Raw genomic sequence first — 19192 nt, forward strand, 5'->3', positions numbered from 1 at the left:
TATGAGAAGTATCAGGAAAATTTTCGGAATATTTTTAGTTTTTATAACGATATTGCTTTTGCCTTTGCAAAGCTTTGGCAAGCCCAAAAACATAGAGGGCAACGGAGTATTTCATCAGGACAAGATACCTGTGGGTAAGACAGGTAAGATAATGAGCGTTACCTTCTATGTGGAGACAGGTTCCGACTACGGTGACGCTTGGGCAGGTATAGCATATGATGACGGAGATGATGAAGATGATGTGGAGTTTCCTTTTGAACTTACCTCAGAGACCACGGACAGAAAGCATGTGGGTAAGATAACCAAGGGTAAAAAGAAAAATATCACTATTTCAGCCAGAGTAAGAAGGGATATTCCCGAAGGTTACTACGGCATACCTGTATATCTGGCAGATGATAAGGACAGCGGCAGGGGCATACAGGAATATATAAATGTATATATTCAAAAATCTGCCGCCAATGAAAGCAGTAATGAATCCGAAGCTGTGAAAGATGTGGATTTTACTATAGGTGAGGGACAGGCTACACCAAGGGGAAAGTATCCCGATGTTCTTAATTTCAGCCTGAATATGGCAAATACCGGAAAACTTACCGCATTTGACGTTACTGCACATATGGTAATGGATAAGGACAGTACGGTTTTTCCTTTTGAGATAAACGATGCAAACTATGACAGACATTTTGATAAGATAGAGAGCGGCGGTATGGTAAGTCTTGACTACAGCTTTGCCATACAAAAAAACACCTATACCGGATACTATCCTATAAAACTTGAGATAAATTATCGTGACAGCAGCGAAGGGGAACTAAAAAAGGCTGAGGAGCAGTTCTTTGTACATATTGATAATAAGGATAAGGATGAGACCACGACCGCTGCAGGTGAGTTTAACCCTAATGACAGAACCAAGGCAAGAATAGTGGTGGACAGCTACAGAACGGAGCCTAAGGACGTCTTTGCCGGAGAGAGCTTTGAGCTCTTTATAACAATGAAGAACGCTTCCGCAAGTGTGCCGGCAAGCAATATCTTATTTACATTGGAATCCGAAAAGGCAAATGACAGTGCGGTTTTCAGCATGGAAGAAGGTTCAAGTTCTCATGCGGTCAATTCACTGCCTGCCAATCAGACTACGGAACTTAAGCTTAGAATGACTGCAAGAGCAGGTGTCGATCAGAGATCATATTCTATAACGATAAATGAACAGTACGATTCGCCTGAGTTTAAAAATGCTACAGACAAGGTAACTGTAGATATTCCTGTAAAGCAGGTGGCAAGGATGAATGTCGGAAGCTTTGATATAAATCCCGATACAATAAGCGTAGGGGACGACTCAAATGTCACTTTTCAGATAAATAACACGGGAAAAGTGGTACTTTATAATCTTATGGCAAAATTCAGAGCGGATTCAATCAAAGAAAATGAAGCTTATATAGGTAATATAAAGCCCGGTGAAAGCGGAAATGTGGATGTGAATCTGACGGGAAAAGCGGTAACAAGCGATGACGGTAAGATAAACTTGATTATAAGTTATGAGGATGAAAACGGTAATGTAACCGAGGAGACTAAAGATTTTATATTAAATGTCACGGAAGCAGCCGAGGAAGAAACCGATATTGCAGAACCTGATATAGCGGATAATGAAACTAATCACTTTAATGTAGTTCCTTTTATTATTGCAGGTGCTTTAGTTGCGGCTGTTATATTGATTGTTGTATTGAAGAAGAGAAAGAATAAGAAGGAGCAGGTATAATGAAAGTACTTGATTTACTCAAATTAAGTATTTCAAATCTTAAAAGAAGAAAGCTGAGAACTGTGCTTACAGTGCTTGGTGTAATGATAGGTACCGCTTCCGTGGTTACGATGCTCTCGCTTGGTATAGGACTTGACGAGCTTAACAAAGAGAGTATCGCACAGTCGGGATCTTTAAAGGCGATTGATGTATCCGTTCCGTATACGAGACAGAATGATACAAGCAAAAAGTCAGAGCCCATATACATAAAAGATGAAACGATAAAATCTTTTTCAAGGCTTGAACATGTAGAGGGAGTATCGCCTGTATTGTCAACATCCGTTATTGTAATGCAGGGTCCGTATATGTTGAGAGAACAGATATACGGTGTAGGTGACGACTACATGGATGAGATACAGCTTGAGAGCGGTCACCTGCCTAAAGATAAGAAAAAACTTGAGTTTGTGTACGGGAATTTTGTAATAAGAGATTTTTTTAATCAGAAGAAGCCAAGTGAGTCTTTTTATGATACAAATAAGCTTCCGAATGTTGACTACTATAAGCCTATGTTTGTTATTTTTGATACGGATTCCTTTGAAAAGGCAAATGCAGGCGGTGAGAATGCACCAAAGCCTCCAAAGAAATACATCATTGAAACGGCAGGTGTTGTAAAGGGCGGTGCATCTATGGATGAATATGACAATTATAATAATTACAGCTACGGAATCTACTGTAATATAGATGCTCTAAAGGTGATATTAAAGAAAATATATAAAAACAGACTTATCCCGGATCAGCCCACTACAAAAAAAGGCAAACCTCTAAAGTATCTCGTATATGATTCGGCAAAGGTTTATGTGGATGATATGAAAAATGTAATGGCGGTGCAAAAACAAATCACGGAGATGGGTTATCAGGCCGAGTCACAGATGGAGTGGATTGAGCAGAGTAAGGCTTCTACAAATATGATTCAGATGGTGCTTGGCGGCATAGGAGCGGTATCACTTTTTGTTGCATCTATAGGTATCGCCAATACCATGATGATGAGTATATATGAGAGAACCAAAGAAATAGGAATCATGAAGGTCTTAGGCTGTGATATGAACCGTATCAGAGATATGTTTCTTATAGAGTCGGGTGCCATAGGACTTATAGGCGGCTTGACCGGAGTGATTTTTAGTTTTATTATTTCAATTGTAATAAATGCTTTAGGCGTTGCCGCTTCAGTTTCGGGAGTTGAGGGAGATATTTCCAGAATACCGCTTTGGTTTGTAGTATCCGCAATAATCTTTGCAGTCATAATAGGTATGCTGGCAGGATTTTTCCCTTCACTTAGGGCTATGAAGCTGAGTCCGCTTACAGCACTTAGAAACGATTAGGAGGTTTTATGTTTGATTATCTGGCAGCTAAAGAGTATCCGGGCAGAGGTATCATATTAGGCAAATCTGAGAATAACAGGGCCGTATTTGCGTACTTTATCATGGGAAGGAGTACCAACTCGAGAAACAGAGTATTTGAGGTAAGTAATGACGATATAAAGACAAAGGCTTTTGATGAGAGTCTTTTAAGCGATCCTTCACTTATAATATACTCACCTGTACGTGTTCTCGGAAAGAAAATCATTGTAACAAACGGAGATCAGACAGATACAATATATGAGTATCTTAAGGATAAAAAGACTTTTGAGGATGCGCTGTATACAAGAACTTTTGAACCTGATGCACCGAATTTCACTCCGAGAATATCAGGGCTTATAGACATTGAATCAGGACTCAAACTGAAACTTTCCATATTAAAAAGTGATGAGGGAGACGAGTCTCAAGCACTTAGATTTTTCTATAACTATGACAACCCGAAACCGGGTGAAGGATTTTTAATCCACACCTACAAAGAAAACTCGGATCCGCTAAAAAGCTTTGAAGGCGAGCCTGTTAAGGTAAGTTTAAAGGGAAGCATAGATGAATTTTGTAATTCACTGTGGAATTCTCTTAATACCGACAATAAAATATCACTTGCGGTAAGATATATTGATATGGCTACAGGCAAGTATGAGCAAATAATCAAGAATAAATTGGAGGGTATCTAATGAAGGAACTGATTTTAAAATACGGCTGCAATCCGAATCAAAAGCCTGCAAAGATTTATATGGAAAACGACAGCGAACTTCCTATAAAGGTATTATGCGGCAATCCGGGATATATCAATCTTTTAGATGCGCTGAACGGTTGGCAGCTGGTATCTGAGCTTAAAAAGGTAAGTAATATGCCTGCAGCAACAAGTTTTAAGCATGTTTCACCTGCAGGAGCTGCCATAGGTTTAGAGCTTGATGAGGTTTTAAAAAAGATATATTGGGTAGACGATCTTACACTCAGTCCGCTTGCAAGTGCCTACGCAAGAGCCAGAGGTGCGGACAGAATGTCTTCATTCGGAGACTTTATCGCACTTAGTGATATCTGTGATAAAGAGACCGCACTGCTTATAAAAAGAGAAGTATCGGACGGTGTGATAGCTCCGGGATTTTGTGATGAAGCACTTGAGATACTTAAGGCAAAGAAAAACGGCAAATACAATATTATTCAAATTGATGAAAATTACAGTCCTGACGATATTGAAAAAAAGCAGGTCTTCGGTATTACTTTTGAGCAGGGGCACAACAATCTGGATATAAATAAGTCGCTACTTGAAAATATTGTAACAAAAAATAAGAATCTTCCTGAAGATAAGAAACTTGATTTGCTCATCTCATTGATAATATTAAAGTATACTCAGTCAAATTCCGTATGCTATGTAAAAGACGGGCAGGCAATAGGTATAGGTGCCGGGCAGCAGTCAAGGATTCATTGTACAAGACTTGCAGGAAATAAGGCCGACAACTGGTTTTTAAGACAGGCAAAATGTGTACTTGATCTTCCTTTTAAAGACGGTATAAAAAGAGCCGACAGAGATAATGCAATAGATGTATATATCGGCGACAACAGTGTGGAAGAACTTTTATTAGACGGTATGTGGGAGCATCTTTTTACACAAAGGCCTAGTGAGTTTACAAGGGAAGCAAAAAAAGAGTGGTTAAAGAATCTAAGCGGAGTTTGTCTCGGCTCGGATGCATTTTTTCCTTTCAGCGACAATATAGAAAGAGCAAAAAGAAGCGGTGTGGAGTATATAGCACAACCGGGAGGTTCACTAAGAGATGACGCGGTTATAGAGTGTTGTGACAAGTACAATATGACAATGGCTTTCACAGGTATCAGGCTTTTCCACCACTAAGTTTTCAAATAAATATTTGTTGATTTAATATATATTTTATTATAAAATTTAAATAATCAATATATTTATTACAGTTTAAAAAACTGATATTTTGGAGGATTTATGTCAATATTAGTTACCGGAGGTGCCGGTTATATTGGAAGTCATACCTGCGTTGAACTCTTGAATGCAGGATATGAAGTAGTTGTAGTAGATAATTTGGTAAATTCATCAAGGGAATCTCTAAAAAGAGTTGAAGAGATTACCGGAAAGTCTTTGCGTTTCTATGAGGTGGATTTATTAAACAAAAACGCTTTAACAAAAGTGTTCAAGGAAAATAAGATAGATGCGGTTATACACTTTGCAGGACTTAAGGCCGTTGGCGAGTCCGTATATAAGCCTCTTGAGTACTATCACAACAATATCACAGGTACCTTGATTTTATGTGAAGTTATGAGAGAGTTCGGTGTTGAAAAAATAGTATTCTCTTCAAGTGCCACAGTATACGGAGACCCTAAGGTAGTGCCTATAACAGAGGATGCGCCTATGGGTGTTATTACCAACCCTTACGGAAGAACCAAGGGTATGCTTGAGCAGATTTTGACGGATATTCATACTGCAAACAATAACTTCTCCGTAATGTTGCTTAGATATTTTAACCCTATCGGAGCACATGAGTCTGGCAGAATAGGTGAAAATCCTAAGGGTATTCCGAACAATCTTTTACCGTATATTACACAGGTGGCTGTAGGCAAACTGGTTTGCCTTGGAGTGTTCGGTAATGACTATGATACTAAGGACGGTACATGTGTCAGAGATTATATCCACGTGGTAGATCTTGCAAAGGGACATGTTAAGGCCCTTGAGAAGATGATGAAGAGTCCGGGTAAGGTGGATATTTATAACCTCGGAACAGGTATAGGATACAGTGTACTCGATGTTATAAACGCCTTTGAAAAGGTAAACGACTTAAAGATCAACTATGTGTTCAAGGACAGAAGAGCAGGTGATGTACCGGCTTGTTATGCCGACCCTACAAAGGCAGCCGAAGAGCTTGGATGGAAGGCACAAAAGAACATAGAGGATATGTGCAGAGATTCGTTCAGATGGCAAAAGAACAATCCGAACGGATTTGAAGAGGACAATTCGGATATAGTTGTCAGAAAAGACGCTTCAGTTATGAGAAAGTAAATTAGTGTAGGTTTTGGGGCTTTAAGGTAATTATCCATAAAGTCCCTGACCGCTTTGTACAATTTAATAAATAAAGGAGATTATGTTAAGTCAAATAAATACAGCAGGTCTTTTGGGTATCAATGCATTTCATGTCTGTTGTGAGACCGATATAGGAGACGGACTTCCCGGAATCATTCTGATAGGCTCCTTATCAAGTGAAGTCAAAGAGGCGGCGGACAGAGTAAAGACCGCTATAAAAAATTCTAAAATTTCTTTTTATCCCAGAAAAATTGTTATAAATCTTTCACCTGCAGAAATAAAAAAAGAAGGATGCGGCTATGATTTGCCTATTGCCATATCAATACTTGAGGCACTCGGTGTTATAAAATCCGATATTCTAAACGAGTCTATGTTTGTAGGAGAGCTTTCATTAAGCGGTGAGCTTTTGCCTATAAGGGGCGTGCTTCCTATAGTTATATTTGCAAAGGAGGCGGGTTTTAAAAATATATTTCTCCCATATGACAATCTGGCGGAAGCAAATATAGTAGCAGGTATAAAAAATATCGGTATAAAAAATCTAAAAGATCTTATTGAAATTTTGAATAATGAAAAGACTTATAATGAAAATATCAATAAAGCAGTATTACCCCCACAAGAAAGAAAATACAGCGATTTCAGTGATGTTAACGGGCAAATTCTGTTAAAAAGAGCAGTTCAAATCGCAGTTGCAGGCAGACATAATATTCTTTTCATAGGTCCTGCAGGTACAGGTAAGAGTATGATCGCACAAAGAATCCCCGGAATAATGCCGAATATGACTGATGAAGAGGCACTTGAAGTATCTAAAATATACAGTGTATGCGGACTGTTAAACTCAAAGGAGCCTATTTTAAAGATAAGACCTTACAGAGCACCACATCATACGGTCTCGCCACAGGCATTGTCAGGCGGAGGCAGAGTTCCAAAGCCGGGAGAAATATCTTTGGCACATAAAGGCGTACTTTTTCTTGATGAGCTTGCAGAGTTTAAGACAAATACAATAGAGGTTTTAAGACAGCCTATGGAAAATAAGACTGTAAGTATTGCAAGAGTGAATGCAAGCATTGATTATCCTGCCGATTTTATGCTGGTGGCGGCGACAAATCCTTGCAAATGCGGCTACTATCCTGACAGAAGTAAATGCAGCTGCAATGAGGCGCAGGTGAAAAAGTATCTGTCAAGGATATCAAAGCCTCTGCTTGACAGGGTTGATATTACTGTAGAGACTTCCATGATAAAGTATGAAGAGTTAAAGGGTGATTTTCACAATGTAAGCAGTGAAGAGATGAAAAAGTATATAGAAAAAGTAAGAGATATTCAGTTAAACAGATATAAAGATTATGATTTTTCTTATAATTCAGAGATTCCTCCAAATTTAATAAACAAGTTCTGCGCTTTAAGTGAAAAGGATGATATTTTTCTTTCCAATCTATATGAAGCAAAAAAGATGAGTGTAAGAGGACTGCATAAGATATTGAAAGTAGCAAGAACGGTAGCGGATTTTAACGAGCATGAAAATATTGAACATGCGGATATATGTGAGGCGATATCATATCGCTCTTTGGAGGATAAATATTGGTAAGGAGGGAATATGCAAATTTGTGAAATGTCGGATAAGGAAAGCTTATTTTTACTTTCTTCACTTACAGAGCTTGGATATTGCTCAAAAAGAATGATTTATGAAAGAATAAGGCCGGTTAATAAGATTTTTGAAATGGATTTTGACACATTAAAGACAAGTCTTAAGTTAAGTGAAAAGCAGATAAGGGCTATCTTAAGTTTAAAGTTAAAAACAGATGAATTACATGAGGAATATTTATCACTTCCCGATAGAAAAATAAGATTTATTCTGCCGTTTGAAGACGATTACCCACAAAAACTTCTTAATATAAGGGATTATCCCTTCGGAATCTTTGTAAAAGGAGATGTTCCGCAAAATAAAAAAAGTGTAGCAATAGTCGGCAGCAGAAGTGCAAGTGAATACGGACTTGGTATGGCAAGGTTTATTGCAAGAGAGCTTGCTCAAAGCGGTGTGGATATTATAAGCGGTATGGCACTCGGGGTGGATACAAAGGCTCATGAAGGTGCGGTTGAAGGAGTCGGCAAAACCTATGCCGTACTTGGCACGGGAGTAAATGTATGTTATCCTGAGAGTAATTTTAATCTGTACAACAAACTGTGTGAAAAGGATTTCGGAGGTGTAATATCTGAATTTCCGCTTGGAACGAATCCGCTTAAGCTAAACTTTCCTATAAGAAATCGTATAATATCGGGGCTTGCGGATATTATAGTGGTGATAGAGGCAAGATTAAAGTCGGGCTCACTTATAACGGCTTCACATGCTCTTGATCAGGGCAGAGAAGTATTTGCACTTCCCGGCAGAATAACAGACTGTATGAGCCTCGGATGTAATAAGCTGATTGCGGACGGAGCAGGTATTATTTCTTCGCCAAGTGATATTTTAGAGGCACTTGACCTGAATGTTGATAGGAAAATTCAAGTATATAATGAAAAAAACCTTAATATGCTTGCAAAGAATGATAAAAAGGTTTATAGTTGCCTTGATTTAAAACCGAAGTATATTGATGACATAATTAAGGAGAGTGCTTTAGATATATCGGAAGTGCTTAGCTCACTTTTATTACTTGAATTGGAAGGTTTTATAGTACAGGTTTCATCAAATTATTATTGTAAGAGGATAAATTAAGTAAGGGGTTAAAATGGCTGGAAGTTTAGTGATAGTGGAGTCGCCTGCAAAGGTAAAGACCATAAAGAAATATTTGGGTACCGGATATGAGGTTACAGCCTCAAACGGACATGTTAGGGATTTACCCAAGTCAACTATGGGTATTGATGTGGAGCATGATTTTGAGCCGAAATATATTACTATAAGGGGAAAAGGCGAGTTGCTTGCTAAACTGAAAAAAGATGTCAAAAAGGCTGATAAGATATATCTTGCGACCGACCCCGACCGAGAGGGAGAGGCTATAAGTTGGCATTTGTCAAAGGCTCTTAAGCTTGACGATACGGACAAGAAGGTATACCGTATCAGTTTCAATGAGATTACAAAAAATGCTATAAAGGATGCCATCAAACATCCAAGGCAGCTTGATATGAATCTGGTAGATGCACAACAGGCAAGAAGAGTGCTTGACAGAATGGTGGGTTACTCTATAAGTCCGCTTCTTTGGGCAAAGGTAAAGAGGGGACTTTCCGCAGGTAGAGTTCAGTCTGTAGCGCTTAGAATGATTTGTGACAGAGAAGCGCAGATAGATGCGTTCATACCTGAGGAGTATTGGAGCCTTGAAGCGGAGCTTTTGACCGAGTATTCCAAAAAAAGTGTAAATGCCAAGTTCTACGGTACCAATACGAAGCTTGCTATAAATAATAAAGAAGAGATGGATAAAATCCTTGAAGCCTTAAAGGATGCAAAATATGTGGTTTCAGAGATAAATGAGGGTGAGAGAGTAAAAAAGGCGCCTATTCCTTTTACAACATCCACTCTTCAACAGGAAGCCAGCAAGAAGTTAAATTATTCCACGCAAAAGACAATGAGACTTGCACAACAGTTATATGAAGGTGTGGATATAGAGGGCAAGGGTACGATTGCACTTATCACATATCTGCGTACAGACTCTACAAGAGTTGCCGCAGAGGCGGATACTGCAGCAAGAGAGTTTGTCGGTAAGACATATGGCGATGAATATGTATCAAAGAATACTGTCACAAAGAATGCAAAGACAAATGTTCAAGATGCGCATGAGGCTATCAGACCTACAGATGTTACACTTACTCCTGCTATGGTAAAAGAATCTTTACCCAGAGAACTTTTCAGACTGTATCAACTTATCTGGAAAAGGTTTGTTGCAAGCAGAATGGAAAATGCAAAGTATAAAACAACGTCAGTAAAGCTTGGTGCAGGTGAATATATTTTTACAATGTCAGGTTCAAAGATTGTATTTGACGGATTTATGAGTGTATATACAGATGACGATGAAGAAAAGGCAAGTTCGGATGCCGTCATAGGTAAGCTAAAAGTCGGAGATGAGCTGGAGCTTGTAAAGCTTATAGATTTACAGCATTTTACACAGCCGCCTGCACACTATACCGAGGCAAGTCTTGTAAAAGCACTTGAAGAGCAGGGAATAGGTCGTCCGTCTACATACGCACCTACCATTACAACTATTATGGCAAGGCATTATGTGGTAAAAGAGCAAAAAAATCTGTATGTCACTGAGCTTGGTCAGATAGTGAACTCTATGATGGTAAATTACTTCGGAAGTATTGTGGATAAGGAATTTACAGCCAATTTGGAGCAGTTGCTTGACTCTGTCGGAGACGGTAAGGTAAATTGGAAGACTGTAGTATCAAACTTTTATCCGGATCTTGAGTCTGCTGTAGATCAGGCTTCAAAGGAGCTTGAGAATGTAAAGATAGCCGATGAGGTTACCGATGTTATTTGTGAGAACTGTGGCAGAAATATGGTTATAAAATACGGACCGCACGGAAAGTTCTTAGCCTGTCCGGGCTTCCCTGAGTGTAAGAACACCAAGCCTTACTTTGAAAAGATCGGGGTGTCCTGCCCGAAATGTGGCGGTGATGTGGTTATCAAAAAGACAAAGAAGGGCAGAATCTATTACGGATGCAGCAATGCTCCTGAATGTGACTTTATGTCATGGAATAAGCCTTCAGCAATAAAATGTCCGAAATGCGGTTCATATATGGTGGAAAAGGGAAACAAACTTCTATGTATGAATGAAGAATGCGGATATACGGAAAATAAGCCTAAAGAGTAATAAAAAGACCTGTGAGAGATTTTCTCACAGGCTTTTTTATTCCTCATCCTTTTTATCAAGGTTTCTTATCTGTTTTGTTATTATTATATACGCATAGACTATTACAGGCATTACAATATCTATAAAAAGAAAGACAAAGAGCAACTTTGTATTACTTGTAAATATTGCGACATAGACTGTAGCAAGTAAGCTGAAAATAAGTATCAAAAGCAGTATTATTGCAAAAATTCTCTTCATTCTATTCCTCCATCTGTAGGGTAAGCTCTTCCCAGTCTTCCATCAGCTTATCAAGCCTTTTTTCAAGAGCCTCTTTTTGTTTTTGAAGTTCCATAAGTTTGCCGACATTTGAAGCATTCTCAGGGTTTGCAAATTCCTCATCAATCGATTGTAATTTATCCTCAATCTCTGAAATCTCTTTTTCACATTTGTTTAGAGCATTCTTTACTTTCTTTTTTTGAGCCAGTGCGGTCTTATTGTCAATCCATTCTTTCTTTGACTCTGAAACATCTACCGGTTTTTCAGCCTGTTCGGTGCTTGTAAGGTTTGCGGCTTCCTCTACGGCTTCTCTTTTTTCAATGTAATAATCGTAGTTTCCTATATAGTTTAAAAGTCGGTTTTCAGTAAGGTCAAGTATTCTTGTAGCGGTCTTATTGATAAAGTATCTGTCATGTGAAACATAGCAGACAGTGCCCGGAAAGTTGTTCAAAGCATTTTCAAGTACATCCTTACTTACTATATCAAGGTGGTTTGTAGGCTCATCCAAAAGTAAAAAATTTGCTTTTGAGAGCATAAGCTTTACCAGAGATACTCTACCTCTTTCACCACCTGAGAGATCTGCTATCTTTTTGTATACATCCTCCCCGGTAAAGAGAAATGCCGCCAAAATATTTCTTATCTGAGTATTTGTCATCTCGGGATAGGTATCTGAAAGCTCGTCAAACAAAGTCTTGTCCATATGAAGTACCTGATGTTCCTGGTCATAGTAGGCAACGGATACATTTGATCCGTAGATGACTTCACCTGTATCCGGTTCTAAAAGACCGTTTATAATTTTTAAAAGTGTAGTCTTTCCTGTACCGTTGTCACCTATTATAGCGACTCTTTCACCTCTTTTTATCTCAAAGTTTATATCCCAAAATAGTTTTTTGTGATCAAAGCTCTTTGAAAGATTGTGTACGGTTAAAACATCCTTGCCGCTTTCCTTTGAGATATCTAAAGACAGTCTCATATTTTCACTGTATGTCTGCGGTGCTTCTACCCTTTCTATCTTTTCAAGCTGTTTTTGCCTGCTTTCGGCTCTCTTTATTGATTTTTCTCTGTTAAACTGCTTAAGCTTTGTAATAACTGCTTCCTGATGCTTGATTTCCTGCTGCTGATTCAGATATTCCTTCATCTTGGCATCCAAGAGCATCTGCTTTTTATTTGAGAAGTCTGTATAGTTACCGAGATACATCTGTACATTACCGTTTTCTATATCAATAACCTTGCTTACTATCTTATCAAGAAAATATCTGTCGTGAGATACAATAATTACAGCACCCTTATAGTTTAAAAGATATGATTCAAGCCACTCTATACTTCTTAAGTCAAGGTGGTTTGTAGGCTCGTCCAAAAGTATAATGTCAGGTTCTTCAAGCAAAAGCTTTGCAAGGAAAACTCTTGTTTTTTGACCTCCTGACAATGTGTTTATTTTTCTGTCAAAGTCGATTTCTTCAAAGCCAAGTCCCTTTAAGATACCTACAACTCTGCTTTTGGCGGCGTATCCGTCCATAAGTTCATAGCTATGTGTAAGAGCGGTGTAAGAAGAGTATAACTCCTCCAATTCACTGCCTGTCAAATGCTTCATATCTTCCTGCATTTGTGACATTCTCTTTTCCATATTCAATATAGGTTCTATAACTGTATATAATTCATCAATAATGCTTAGTGCAGAGTCCACATTATTGATCTGGCGTAAATATCCGAGTTTTGCGTCCTTTGCAAGTGTAATGCTGCCGCTATCGGCGCTCTCTTCTCCGGTAAGTATTTTCAAAAGTGTGGTTTTTCCGGCACCGTTTACACCTACAATGGCTACCTTTTCATGTTCATTGACAAGAAAGGTTGCATCCTTTATTATCTCATTACTTCCAAATGATTTTGATATATTAGTGGCATTTAAAATCAAACAATTTGCCTCCTTACTATATAATACACATAAGTATATCCTATACATGCAATTGAATGCAAGGGTAAAGAATGCCGTTATTATCTGTATTGACAATTATATTGATAAATAATATACTAATTGTAGAATTCTTAACAAAGAAATAGCTATGCATTATATGCATAGTTTAGATGGAGATATAATGGAAGAAAGAAAAATATCAAGAGCGGTTATTTCAAGGCTGCCAAGATACTATAGATATTTGGGAGAACTTTCAGAAGAAGGAGTTGAAAGAATCTCTTCAAAAGAGCTTAGTGAAAGGATGAAGGTAACCGCTTCTCAAATAAGGCAGGACCTTAACAATTTCGGCGGATTCGGTCAACAAGGCTACGGCTACAATGTAAGATATTTGTATAATGAGATAGCAAAGATATTGGGCATTGATCGCCAGCACAATATTATTATAATTGGTGCCGGACACCTGGGCCAGGCTATTGCAAATTATGCAAACTTCGAGAGAAGAGGATTTTTGATTCAGGCAATGTTTGATGTGGACCCGAATCTTTTCGGAAAGACTGTAAGGGGTGCAAGAGTTTATTCACTTGACAGCCTTGAGAAGTTTATTTCGGAAAACGATATTCAAATCGCGGCACTTACCATACCGAAGGCAAGAGCCATGGAAGTAGCTGACAGGCTTGTAAAATCAGGTATAAAGGCGATTTGGAATTTTGCACATACAGATCTTACGGTTCCTGACGATGTAATAGTTGAAAATGTACATCTGTCGGAGTCCTTAATGAGACTCTCATACAGAGTCAGCAATATGGATGCGATACCTTTTGAAGGAAAGTATGATTAGAGGTATAGGAACCGACATAATAGAAATAGACAGAATATCAAGAGCAATAAAAAAAGATTATTTTTTGAAAAGGGCTTTTACTGACAGCGAAATTGTTATGGCTAAGGAAAGGAATACCGATGTTTTTCTTGCAGGCAATTTTGCTGTAAAAGAGGCTTTTGTCAAAGCATTAGGAATAGGTTTTAGAGGTATCGGACTGAAGGATTTGGAAGTGCTTAGGGATAAATACGGCAAACCCTTTATAAGGATTTGCAATCCTGAAAATATTCATCTTATGGATATCAATGAGAAAAATATTTATGTATCTATAAGCAATACAAATTCATTAGCCGTTGCAATGGTGGTAATAGAAGTTGATTGATATGTGGAGATAGATATGAGGATACTTGATGAGACTGCATTAAAATATATACCTGACAGAATAGAAGATGCAAATAAGGGCAGTTACGGACATGTACTTGTGATTGCCGGGAGCAACGGCATGAGCGGTGCCGCTTTTCTCAGTTCTATGGCAGCGTATCGTTCCGGTGCCGGACTTGTAAGAATACTTACAGTGAGCAAAAACAGAACGATTTTGCAGACACTGCTGCCTGAAGCAATTATTACAACTTACGATGAGAGAGAGGCGTTTGAAAGTAAAGACTGCTTATTAAGTAAGATAAAGCAATGTCTTGACTGGGCAAGTGTTGTAGTACTCGGTCCGGGGCTTTCCACGGAGTACTATTCAAAGATTATTGTGGAATATGTTTTGTCTGAGTGCTATGTACCTATGATAATAGATGCCGATGCACTTAATATAATTGCTTATGATAATTCGCTTACCAAGTATTATACAGACAATATTATTATCACACCTCATATCGGAGAGATGTCAAGGCTTATAAATATACCTATCGAGGATATACTTGCAGATACACAAAAGTACGCAAAGGAGTATGCAAATAAATATGGTATCACAGTGGTCTTAAAATCACATAGAAGTGTGATTGCCGCCAAAGAAGATACTTTTATCAATGAATCGGGGACTCCGGCTATGGCAAAGGCGGGAAGCGGAGATGTACTCTGCGGTATAATAGCGGGAATGTTCTGCCTCGGAATAGAAGATGATTTGGCTGTAGCACTTGGCGTTTACATACACGGACTTGCAGGAAATCTGGCAGGACAAAAGCAGGGAGAGCACAGTATTATTGCAAGAGATATACTGGACAATATAGGAGAGGTACTGAATAGAAGGAAGAGAAATGGACTCATATAAACGAGCTTATGCAAAAGTAGATTTGGATGCTATAAAACATAATTTGACAGTGACAAAAAATGCACTGAAAAAGGACATGAAGTTGGCTGCGATTGTAAAGGCGGACGGCTACGGGCACGGAAGTGTTCCGGTATCACTGTATATAGAAGATATTGTGGATTTTTTCTGTGTGGCTACACTTGAAGAAGGAATTAACTTAAGGTATCACGGGATCACAAAGCCTATTTTGATACTTGCCTGTATTCCAAGAGAAAGCTACAAGGAATCAATAGTTTTTGATATAAGAGAATCGGTATTTACACTTGATCAGGCTAAAAAGATCAATGAAGAAGCAAAACAGATGGGCAAGAAGATGGCTGTTCATATCGCAATAGACACCGGAATGAACAGAATAGGATTTAAGCCTACAAAGGAAAGCGCAGATATCATAAAAGAAATAAATGATATGGAAAATATCGAGGTGGAGGGTATTTTCACACATTTTCACAGTGCGGATGACAGTGACTTGACTTCCGCCCACAAACAAAAGAAGCTTTTTAGTGACTTTTTGGAGCTGTTACACAGTATGGGAGTTGAACCTAAGATTGCACATGCTTCCAATTCGGCAGGCATTGTAAACGGCATCGGAACGGACCTGGATATGGTTCGATGCGGCATCACGATGTACGGTATCGCACCTTCAAGTGATGTTGATTTAAAAGACTTTGATTACAGGCCTGCTTTAAGTATTTATTCAACAATTACATATATAAAGCGGATCTGTGCCGGAGAAAGTGTAAGTTACGGTGCCACATTCACAGCAAAAAAGGATATGAAGGTCGCAACGATATCATTCGGATATGCAGACGGATATCCCAGAGATTTAAGCAACAAAGGATATGTGCTGATTCACGGCAATAAATGTAATATACTTGGCAGGATCTGTATGGATCAGACAATAGTGGATGTCAGCGAAGTTAAGGATGTAAAGATAGGAGATAGAGTGGTTATTTTGGGAAAGAGCGAAAACAGCGTAATTACTGTGGATGAACTGACCAAAAGTTCCAATACCTTTTCCTATGAGTTTATCTGCGGTATCAACAAAAGGGTACCGAGGCTTTACTATTGCAAAGATGAATATATAGGGAAAAAGGACTATATAAGAGACTTGTATACTGTGATATAGTGTACTTAAATTTTAATATTGGATAAGTAGGAGATTTTCATGGACGATGCTCATTCGGCATTATTGATTATTAGTATTATAATTGTATTGTTTGTCAATTTTTCAATTCACTCATTCAATTCCGCATTGCGTGAATTGGATAATTCGGATATAGAAGAAGAGGGTAAAGAGGGAAAGAAAGAGGACAGGTTAAGGAAATTCTTAGAAAAAAAGGATAAGGTGCTTTACTGTACACATATAGTAAATATACTTTCCGTAAGTTTCCTCGGATGGTATTTTGTCAGGACATTCGGAAGTATTATAAAGAATAAACTGCCGAATACTTTACCTGTATCACTCTCAAGCGGTATTTCAATACTTATTGTTGTTGTAATCTTTTGTATTCTGTTTGTTATATTCGGGATATCATTGCCAAATAAGCTTGCAAGGAAGGTACCGAAAAAAAGTGTATATACCTTTATGTGGATATCGGCTGTACTGATGTTTTTATTGTCACCGATTATATTTATAATTGACGGAGTTTCATATATTATATTAAAGCTTTTCGGAGTGGATATAAAGGCACAGGCGGAGACAGTAAGTGAAGAAGATATAGTAAGTATGTTAAACGAGGGACATGAACAGGGTATCTTTGAAGGATCTGAGGCCGAAATGATTACAAATATCTTTGAGCTTAACGATAAGCAGGCCAGAGATGTAATGACACACAGAAAAAGTGTTGTATTTATAGACAGTAAAGATACTTTGCAAGAGGCTATTGACTTCATGCTGACTACAGGTAATAACACAAGATATCCTGTATACGATGAAAACATTGACAATATAATGGGTATTCTTAATATGAAGGATGCTCTTATATGTGAGAATACTACCAATTATCAAAATACAGCCATCAAGGATATTCCGAACATACTCAGAAAGACCATATTCGTTCCGGAGAATAAAAATCTGAATACATTATTTAAAGAGATGCAGTCACATAAAAATCATATGGTAGTGGTAGTGGATGAGTACGGTCAGACATCAGGTATTGTCACAATGGAGGATATACTTGAGGAGATTGTAGGAAATATTTTGGATGAGTACGATGTGGATGAAGAGCTTATAAAAAAGCTTGCAGACGGTTCATATATAATAAAAGGAATGACACCTCTATCTGATATTGAAGATATTCTTGATATAAAATTTGATGAAGAGGAGTTGGAGAATTTTGATACTATAAACGGTCTTATGATATCCCGACTTGACAGAATACCTGAAGATAATGAGAAGTTTGATATTATAATGCATGGATATGAGTTCAAAGCGCTGAAGGTGTCAAACAGGACGATTAACACCATTAAAGTAACAAAATTAAAAGAGGATGAGGAGCTTAAAGAAGAATAGCGGATTGCTTGGTCCGCTTGGTATGTTTGAAGACAGGGAGTATATAGGCAGGGTTTTGTCTATTGCACTGCCTGTGTCACTTCAAATGTTATTGAAGATGATTGTCAATTTTATTGACACTGTAATGATAGGCAAGTTGGGGGAGAGCGCCATTGCAGGTGTAGGTTTGGCAAACAAATACTTTTTTGTATTTGTATTGCTGGTATTCGGCGTTGAAAGCGGTAGCGGAGTGTTGGCTTCACAGTACATGGGAAATAATGATATAAAAAATATCAGGAAGGTACTTGGACTCGGGCTTTTGCTGTCGGTGGTCGGAGGAATAATTTTTGCAACAACGGCTTTTATTATGCCGGACAGGTTGATGAAAATTTTTACAAATTCACAAGATGCCATAACAATAGGTGCCGCATATCTTGGAGTTGTATGTATTTCATATCCGTTTACGGCGGCGACAGACATCTATGTTGCGATAATGAGAGCAGTGGGAGAGGTTAAAGTACCTGTTATATCAAGTATCTTTGCCATTGTGGTAAATATCATTCTAAACTATATACTGATATTCGGAAAGTTTACATTTCCGGCACTTGGTGTGGTAGGTGCGGCGATTGCAACTGTAGTAGCCAGAATATTTGAATTTTTATTGACGATTATACTTATAAAGCTAAAGAATTCACCGCTTATCTGTTCTTTGAAGAATCTGAATCCTTTCTCAAAGGATTTGATAAATCAGTTTTTTGTAACCGCATTCCCCGTAATAATCAATGAGTCGCTGTGGGGGCTTGGCACCACGCTTTATTCCGTAGTATACGGCAGAATGGGAGATGCGGCCATAGCGGCAATAACCATTTCCACCGCCTTGCAGGATTTATTGGTGGTTTCATTCCAAGGAATTGCACTTGCCGCTGTAGTAATACTTGGAAACGAGATGGGAGCCGACAATCTGAAAAAGGCGAAGGTATACGGTTCATATACCTGGATACTTACAATCATAGTCAGCATATCAGTTTCAATACTTATAGTATTACTTAGAGTACCTTTTGTAAGACTCTACAATGTGTCTGATGATTTGATGAGTGATATAAAGCTTTGCTTACTGGTATTTGCCATATTCTTACCGTTTAAGGCGGTGGCTACAGTGAATTTGGTAGGTATACTCAGAAGCGGTGGGGATACACTTTTTTGTCTGTTTATGGACTTGTCAGGAGTTTGGCTTATCGGAGTACCTATGGCTTTTATCGGAGGTCTGTACTTTAAACTTCCTATATATATAGTATATGGAATGGTGCTTTCTGCAGAAATTTATAAGACAGTACTGGGATATATAAGGTATAAGCAGGGAAAGTGGTTGAAAAACTTAGCTATAGAATTGACAGCAAAATAATTTAAGTATAAAATAGTTTTTTGGAT

Annotated in this window: 16 protein-coding genes; 14 read left to right on the top strand and 2 right to left on the bottom strand. The window is 38.2% G+C overall.

Features of this window, described 5'->3' with window-relative positions:
- Position 1: 1 nt before the first annotated feature.
- From EHW90_RS05895 to topA, 8 genes are all read left to right on the top strand, one after another.
- Positions 2-1747 (top strand): COG1361 S-layer family protein, encoded by a 1746-nt coding sequence (locus EHW90_RS05895; RefSeq protein ID WP_124951970.1) that lies wholly within the window; start codon positions 2-4, stop codon positions 1745-1747.
- Positions 1747-3105: an ABC transporter permease gene (locus EHW90_RS05900; RefSeq protein ID WP_124951971.1), complete on the top strand. Its 1359-nt coding sequence runs from the start codon at positions 1747-1749 to the stop codon at positions 3103-3105. The genes EHW90_RS05895 and EHW90_RS05900 overlap by 1 nt, the downstream gene beginning before the upstream one ends.
- An 8-nt stretch (positions 3106-3113) precedes the next feature.
- Positions 3114-3812 (top strand): IMP cyclohydrolase, encoded by a 699-nt coding sequence (locus tag EHW90_RS05905; protein WP_124951972.1) that lies wholly within the window; start codon positions 3114-3116, stop codon positions 3810-3812.
- Complete coding sequence (locus EHW90_RS05910) at positions 3812-4990, top strand: phosphoribosylaminoimidazolecarboxamide formyltransferase (RefSeq protein WP_124951973.1); 1179 nt, start codon at positions 3812-3814, stop codon at positions 4988-4990. The genes EHW90_RS05905 and EHW90_RS05910 overlap by 1 nt, the downstream gene beginning before the upstream one ends.
- 102 nt (positions 4991-5092) lie before the next feature.
- Entirely contained in the window at positions 5093-6160 is a 1068-nt protein-coding gene (galE, locus tag EHW90_RS05915) for a UDP-glucose 4-epimerase GalE (protein WP_124951974.1), read from the top strand.
- Between the two features lie 82 nt (positions 6161-6242).
- Positions 6243-7763 (top strand): YifB family Mg chelatase-like AAA ATPase, encoded by a 1521-nt coding sequence (locus tag EHW90_RS05920; RefSeq protein ID WP_124951975.1) that lies wholly within the window; start codon positions 6243-6245, stop codon positions 7761-7763.
- Positions 7764-7772: 9 nt separating this feature from the next.
- A complete protein-coding gene (gene dprA / locus EHW90_RS05925; RefSeq protein ID WP_124951976.1) occupies positions 7773-8888 on the top strand; it encodes a DNA-processing protein DprA in 1116 nt (371 codons plus the stop codon).
- A 13-nt stretch (positions 8889-8901) separates the two neighbouring features.
- Positions 8902-10977 carry a type I DNA topoisomerase gene (topA, locus tag EHW90_RS05930; RefSeq protein WP_124951977.1) on the top strand — a complete coding sequence of 692 codons (2076 nt, stop codon included), beginning with the start codon at positions 8902-8904 and terminating at the stop codon, positions 10975-10977.
- 36 nt (positions 10978-11013) lie between these two features.
- On the opposite strand, the gene EHW90_RS05935 is transcribed toward topA, so the two are convergent.
- On the bottom strand, positions 11014-11214 hold the full coding sequence (locus tag EHW90_RS05935) for a hypothetical protein (RefSeq protein WP_060931444.1): 201 nt from the start codon (positions 11212-11214) through the stop codon (positions 11014-11016).
- Position 11215: 1 nt separating this feature from the next.
- A complete protein-coding gene (gene abc-f / locus EHW90_RS05940; RefSeq protein ID WP_124951978.1) occupies positions 11216-13141 on the bottom strand; it encodes a ribosomal protection-like ABC-F family protein in 1926 nt (641 codons plus the stop codon).
- A gap of 181 nt (positions 13142-13322) precedes the next feature.
- Between abc-f and EHW90_RS05945 the strand changes: the two genes are divergently transcribed.
- From EHW90_RS05945 to EHW90_RS05970, 6 genes are read left to right on the top strand one after another with little or no spacing between them, the layout of a single operon-like run.
- Positions 13323-13979: a redox-sensing transcriptional repressor Rex gene (locus EHW90_RS05945; RefSeq protein WP_060931442.1), complete on the top strand. Its 657-nt coding sequence runs from the start codon at positions 13323-13325 to the stop codon at positions 13977-13979.
- A complete protein-coding gene (gene acpS / locus EHW90_RS05950) occupies positions 13972-14340 on the top strand; it encodes a holo-ACP synthase (protein WP_124951979.1) in 369 nt (122 codons plus the stop codon). Before EHW90_RS05945 ends, acpS begins: the two co-directional genes overlap by 8 nt.
- A gap of 15 nt (positions 14341-14355) precedes the next feature.
- The gene (locus EHW90_RS05955) at positions 14356-15234 is read left to right on the top strand and encodes an NAD(P)H-hydrate dehydratase (RefSeq protein WP_124951980.1); all 879 of its coding nucleotides are present in this window, start codon (positions 14356-14358) and stop codon (positions 15232-15234) included.
- Complete coding sequence (gene alr / locus EHW90_RS05960) at positions 15221-16399, top strand: alanine racemase (protein WP_124951981.1); 1179 nt, start codon at positions 15221-15223, stop codon at positions 16397-16399. Before EHW90_RS05955 ends, alr begins: the two co-directional genes overlap by 14 nt.
- A 39-nt stretch (positions 16400-16438) precedes the next feature.
- On the top strand, positions 16439-17785 hold the full coding sequence (locus EHW90_RS05965; RefSeq protein ID WP_124951982.1) for a hemolysin family protein: 1347 nt from the start codon (positions 16439-16441) through the stop codon (positions 17783-17785).
- Complete coding sequence (locus tag EHW90_RS05970; protein WP_243113925.1) at positions 17763-19166, top strand: MATE family efflux transporter; 1404 nt, start codon at positions 17763-17765, stop codon at positions 19164-19166. Before EHW90_RS05965 ends, EHW90_RS05970 begins: the two co-directional genes overlap by 23 nt.
- The last annotated feature ends 26 nt before the right edge of the window (positions 19167-19192 follow it).

Source organism: Lachnoanaerobaculum orale (assembly GCF_003862485.1).
GTDB lineage: Bacteria > Bacillota > Clostridia > Lachnospirales > Lachnospiraceae > Lachnoanaerobaculum > Lachnoanaerobaculum orale.

Bases quoted from the DNA above. Each gene is read 5' to 3' on its own strand.
- galE (WP_124951974.1), top strand. From the start codon at position 5,093: ATGTCAATATTAGTTACCGGAGGTGCCGGTTATATTGGAAGTCATACC.
- EHW90_RS05935 (WP_060931444.1), bottom strand. From the start codon at position 11,214: ATGAAGAGAATTTTTGCAATAATACTGCTTTTGATACTTATTTTCAGC.
- EHW90_RS05905 (WP_124951972.1), top strand. From the start codon at position 3,114: ATGTTTGATTATCTGGCAGCTAAAGAGTATCCGGGCAGAGGTATCATA.
- EHW90_RS05945 (WP_060931442.1), top strand. From the start codon at position 13,323: ATGGAAGAAAGAAAAATATCAAGAGCGGTTATTTCAAGGCTGCCAAGA.
- acpS (WP_124951979.1), top strand. From the start codon at position 13,972: ATGATTAGAGGTATAGGAACCGACATAATAGAAATAGACAGAATATCA.
- EHW90_RS05910 (WP_124951973.1), top strand. From the start codon at position 3,812: ATGAAGGAACTGATTTTAAAATACGGCTGCAATCCGAATCAAAAGCCT.
- EHW90_RS05895 (WP_124951970.1), top strand. From the start codon at position 2: ATGAGAAGTATCAGGAAAATTTTCGGAATATTTTTAGTTTTTATAACG.
- EHW90_RS05955 (WP_124951980.1), top strand. From the start codon at position 14,356: ATGAGGATACTTGATGAGACTGCATTAAAATATATACCTGACAGAATA.
- EHW90_RS05970 (WP_243113925.1), top strand. From the start codon at position 17,763: ATGAGGAGCTTAAAGAAGAATAGCGGATTGCTTGGTCCGCTTGGTATG.
- EHW90_RS05920 (WP_124951975.1), top strand. From the start codon at position 6,243: ATGTTAAGTCAAATAAATACAGCAGGTCTTTTGGGTATCAATGCATTT.
- EHW90_RS05900 (WP_124951971.1), top strand. From the start codon at position 1,747: ATGAAAGTACTTGATTTACTCAAATTAAGTATTTCAAATCTTAAAAGA.
- EHW90_RS05965 (WP_124951982.1), top strand. From the start codon at position 16,439: ATGGACGATGCTCATTCGGCATTATTGATTATTAGTATTATAATTGTA.
- dprA (WP_124951976.1), top strand. From the start codon at position 7,773: ATGCAAATTTGTGAAATGTCGGATAAGGAAAGCTTATTTTTACTTTCT.
- topA (WP_124951977.1), top strand. From the start codon at position 8,902: ATGGCTGGAAGTTTAGTGATAGTGGAGTCGCCTGCAAAGGTAAAGACC.
- alr (WP_124951981.1), top strand. From the start codon at position 15,221: ATGGACTCATATAAACGAGCTTATGCAAAAGTAGATTTGGATGCTATA.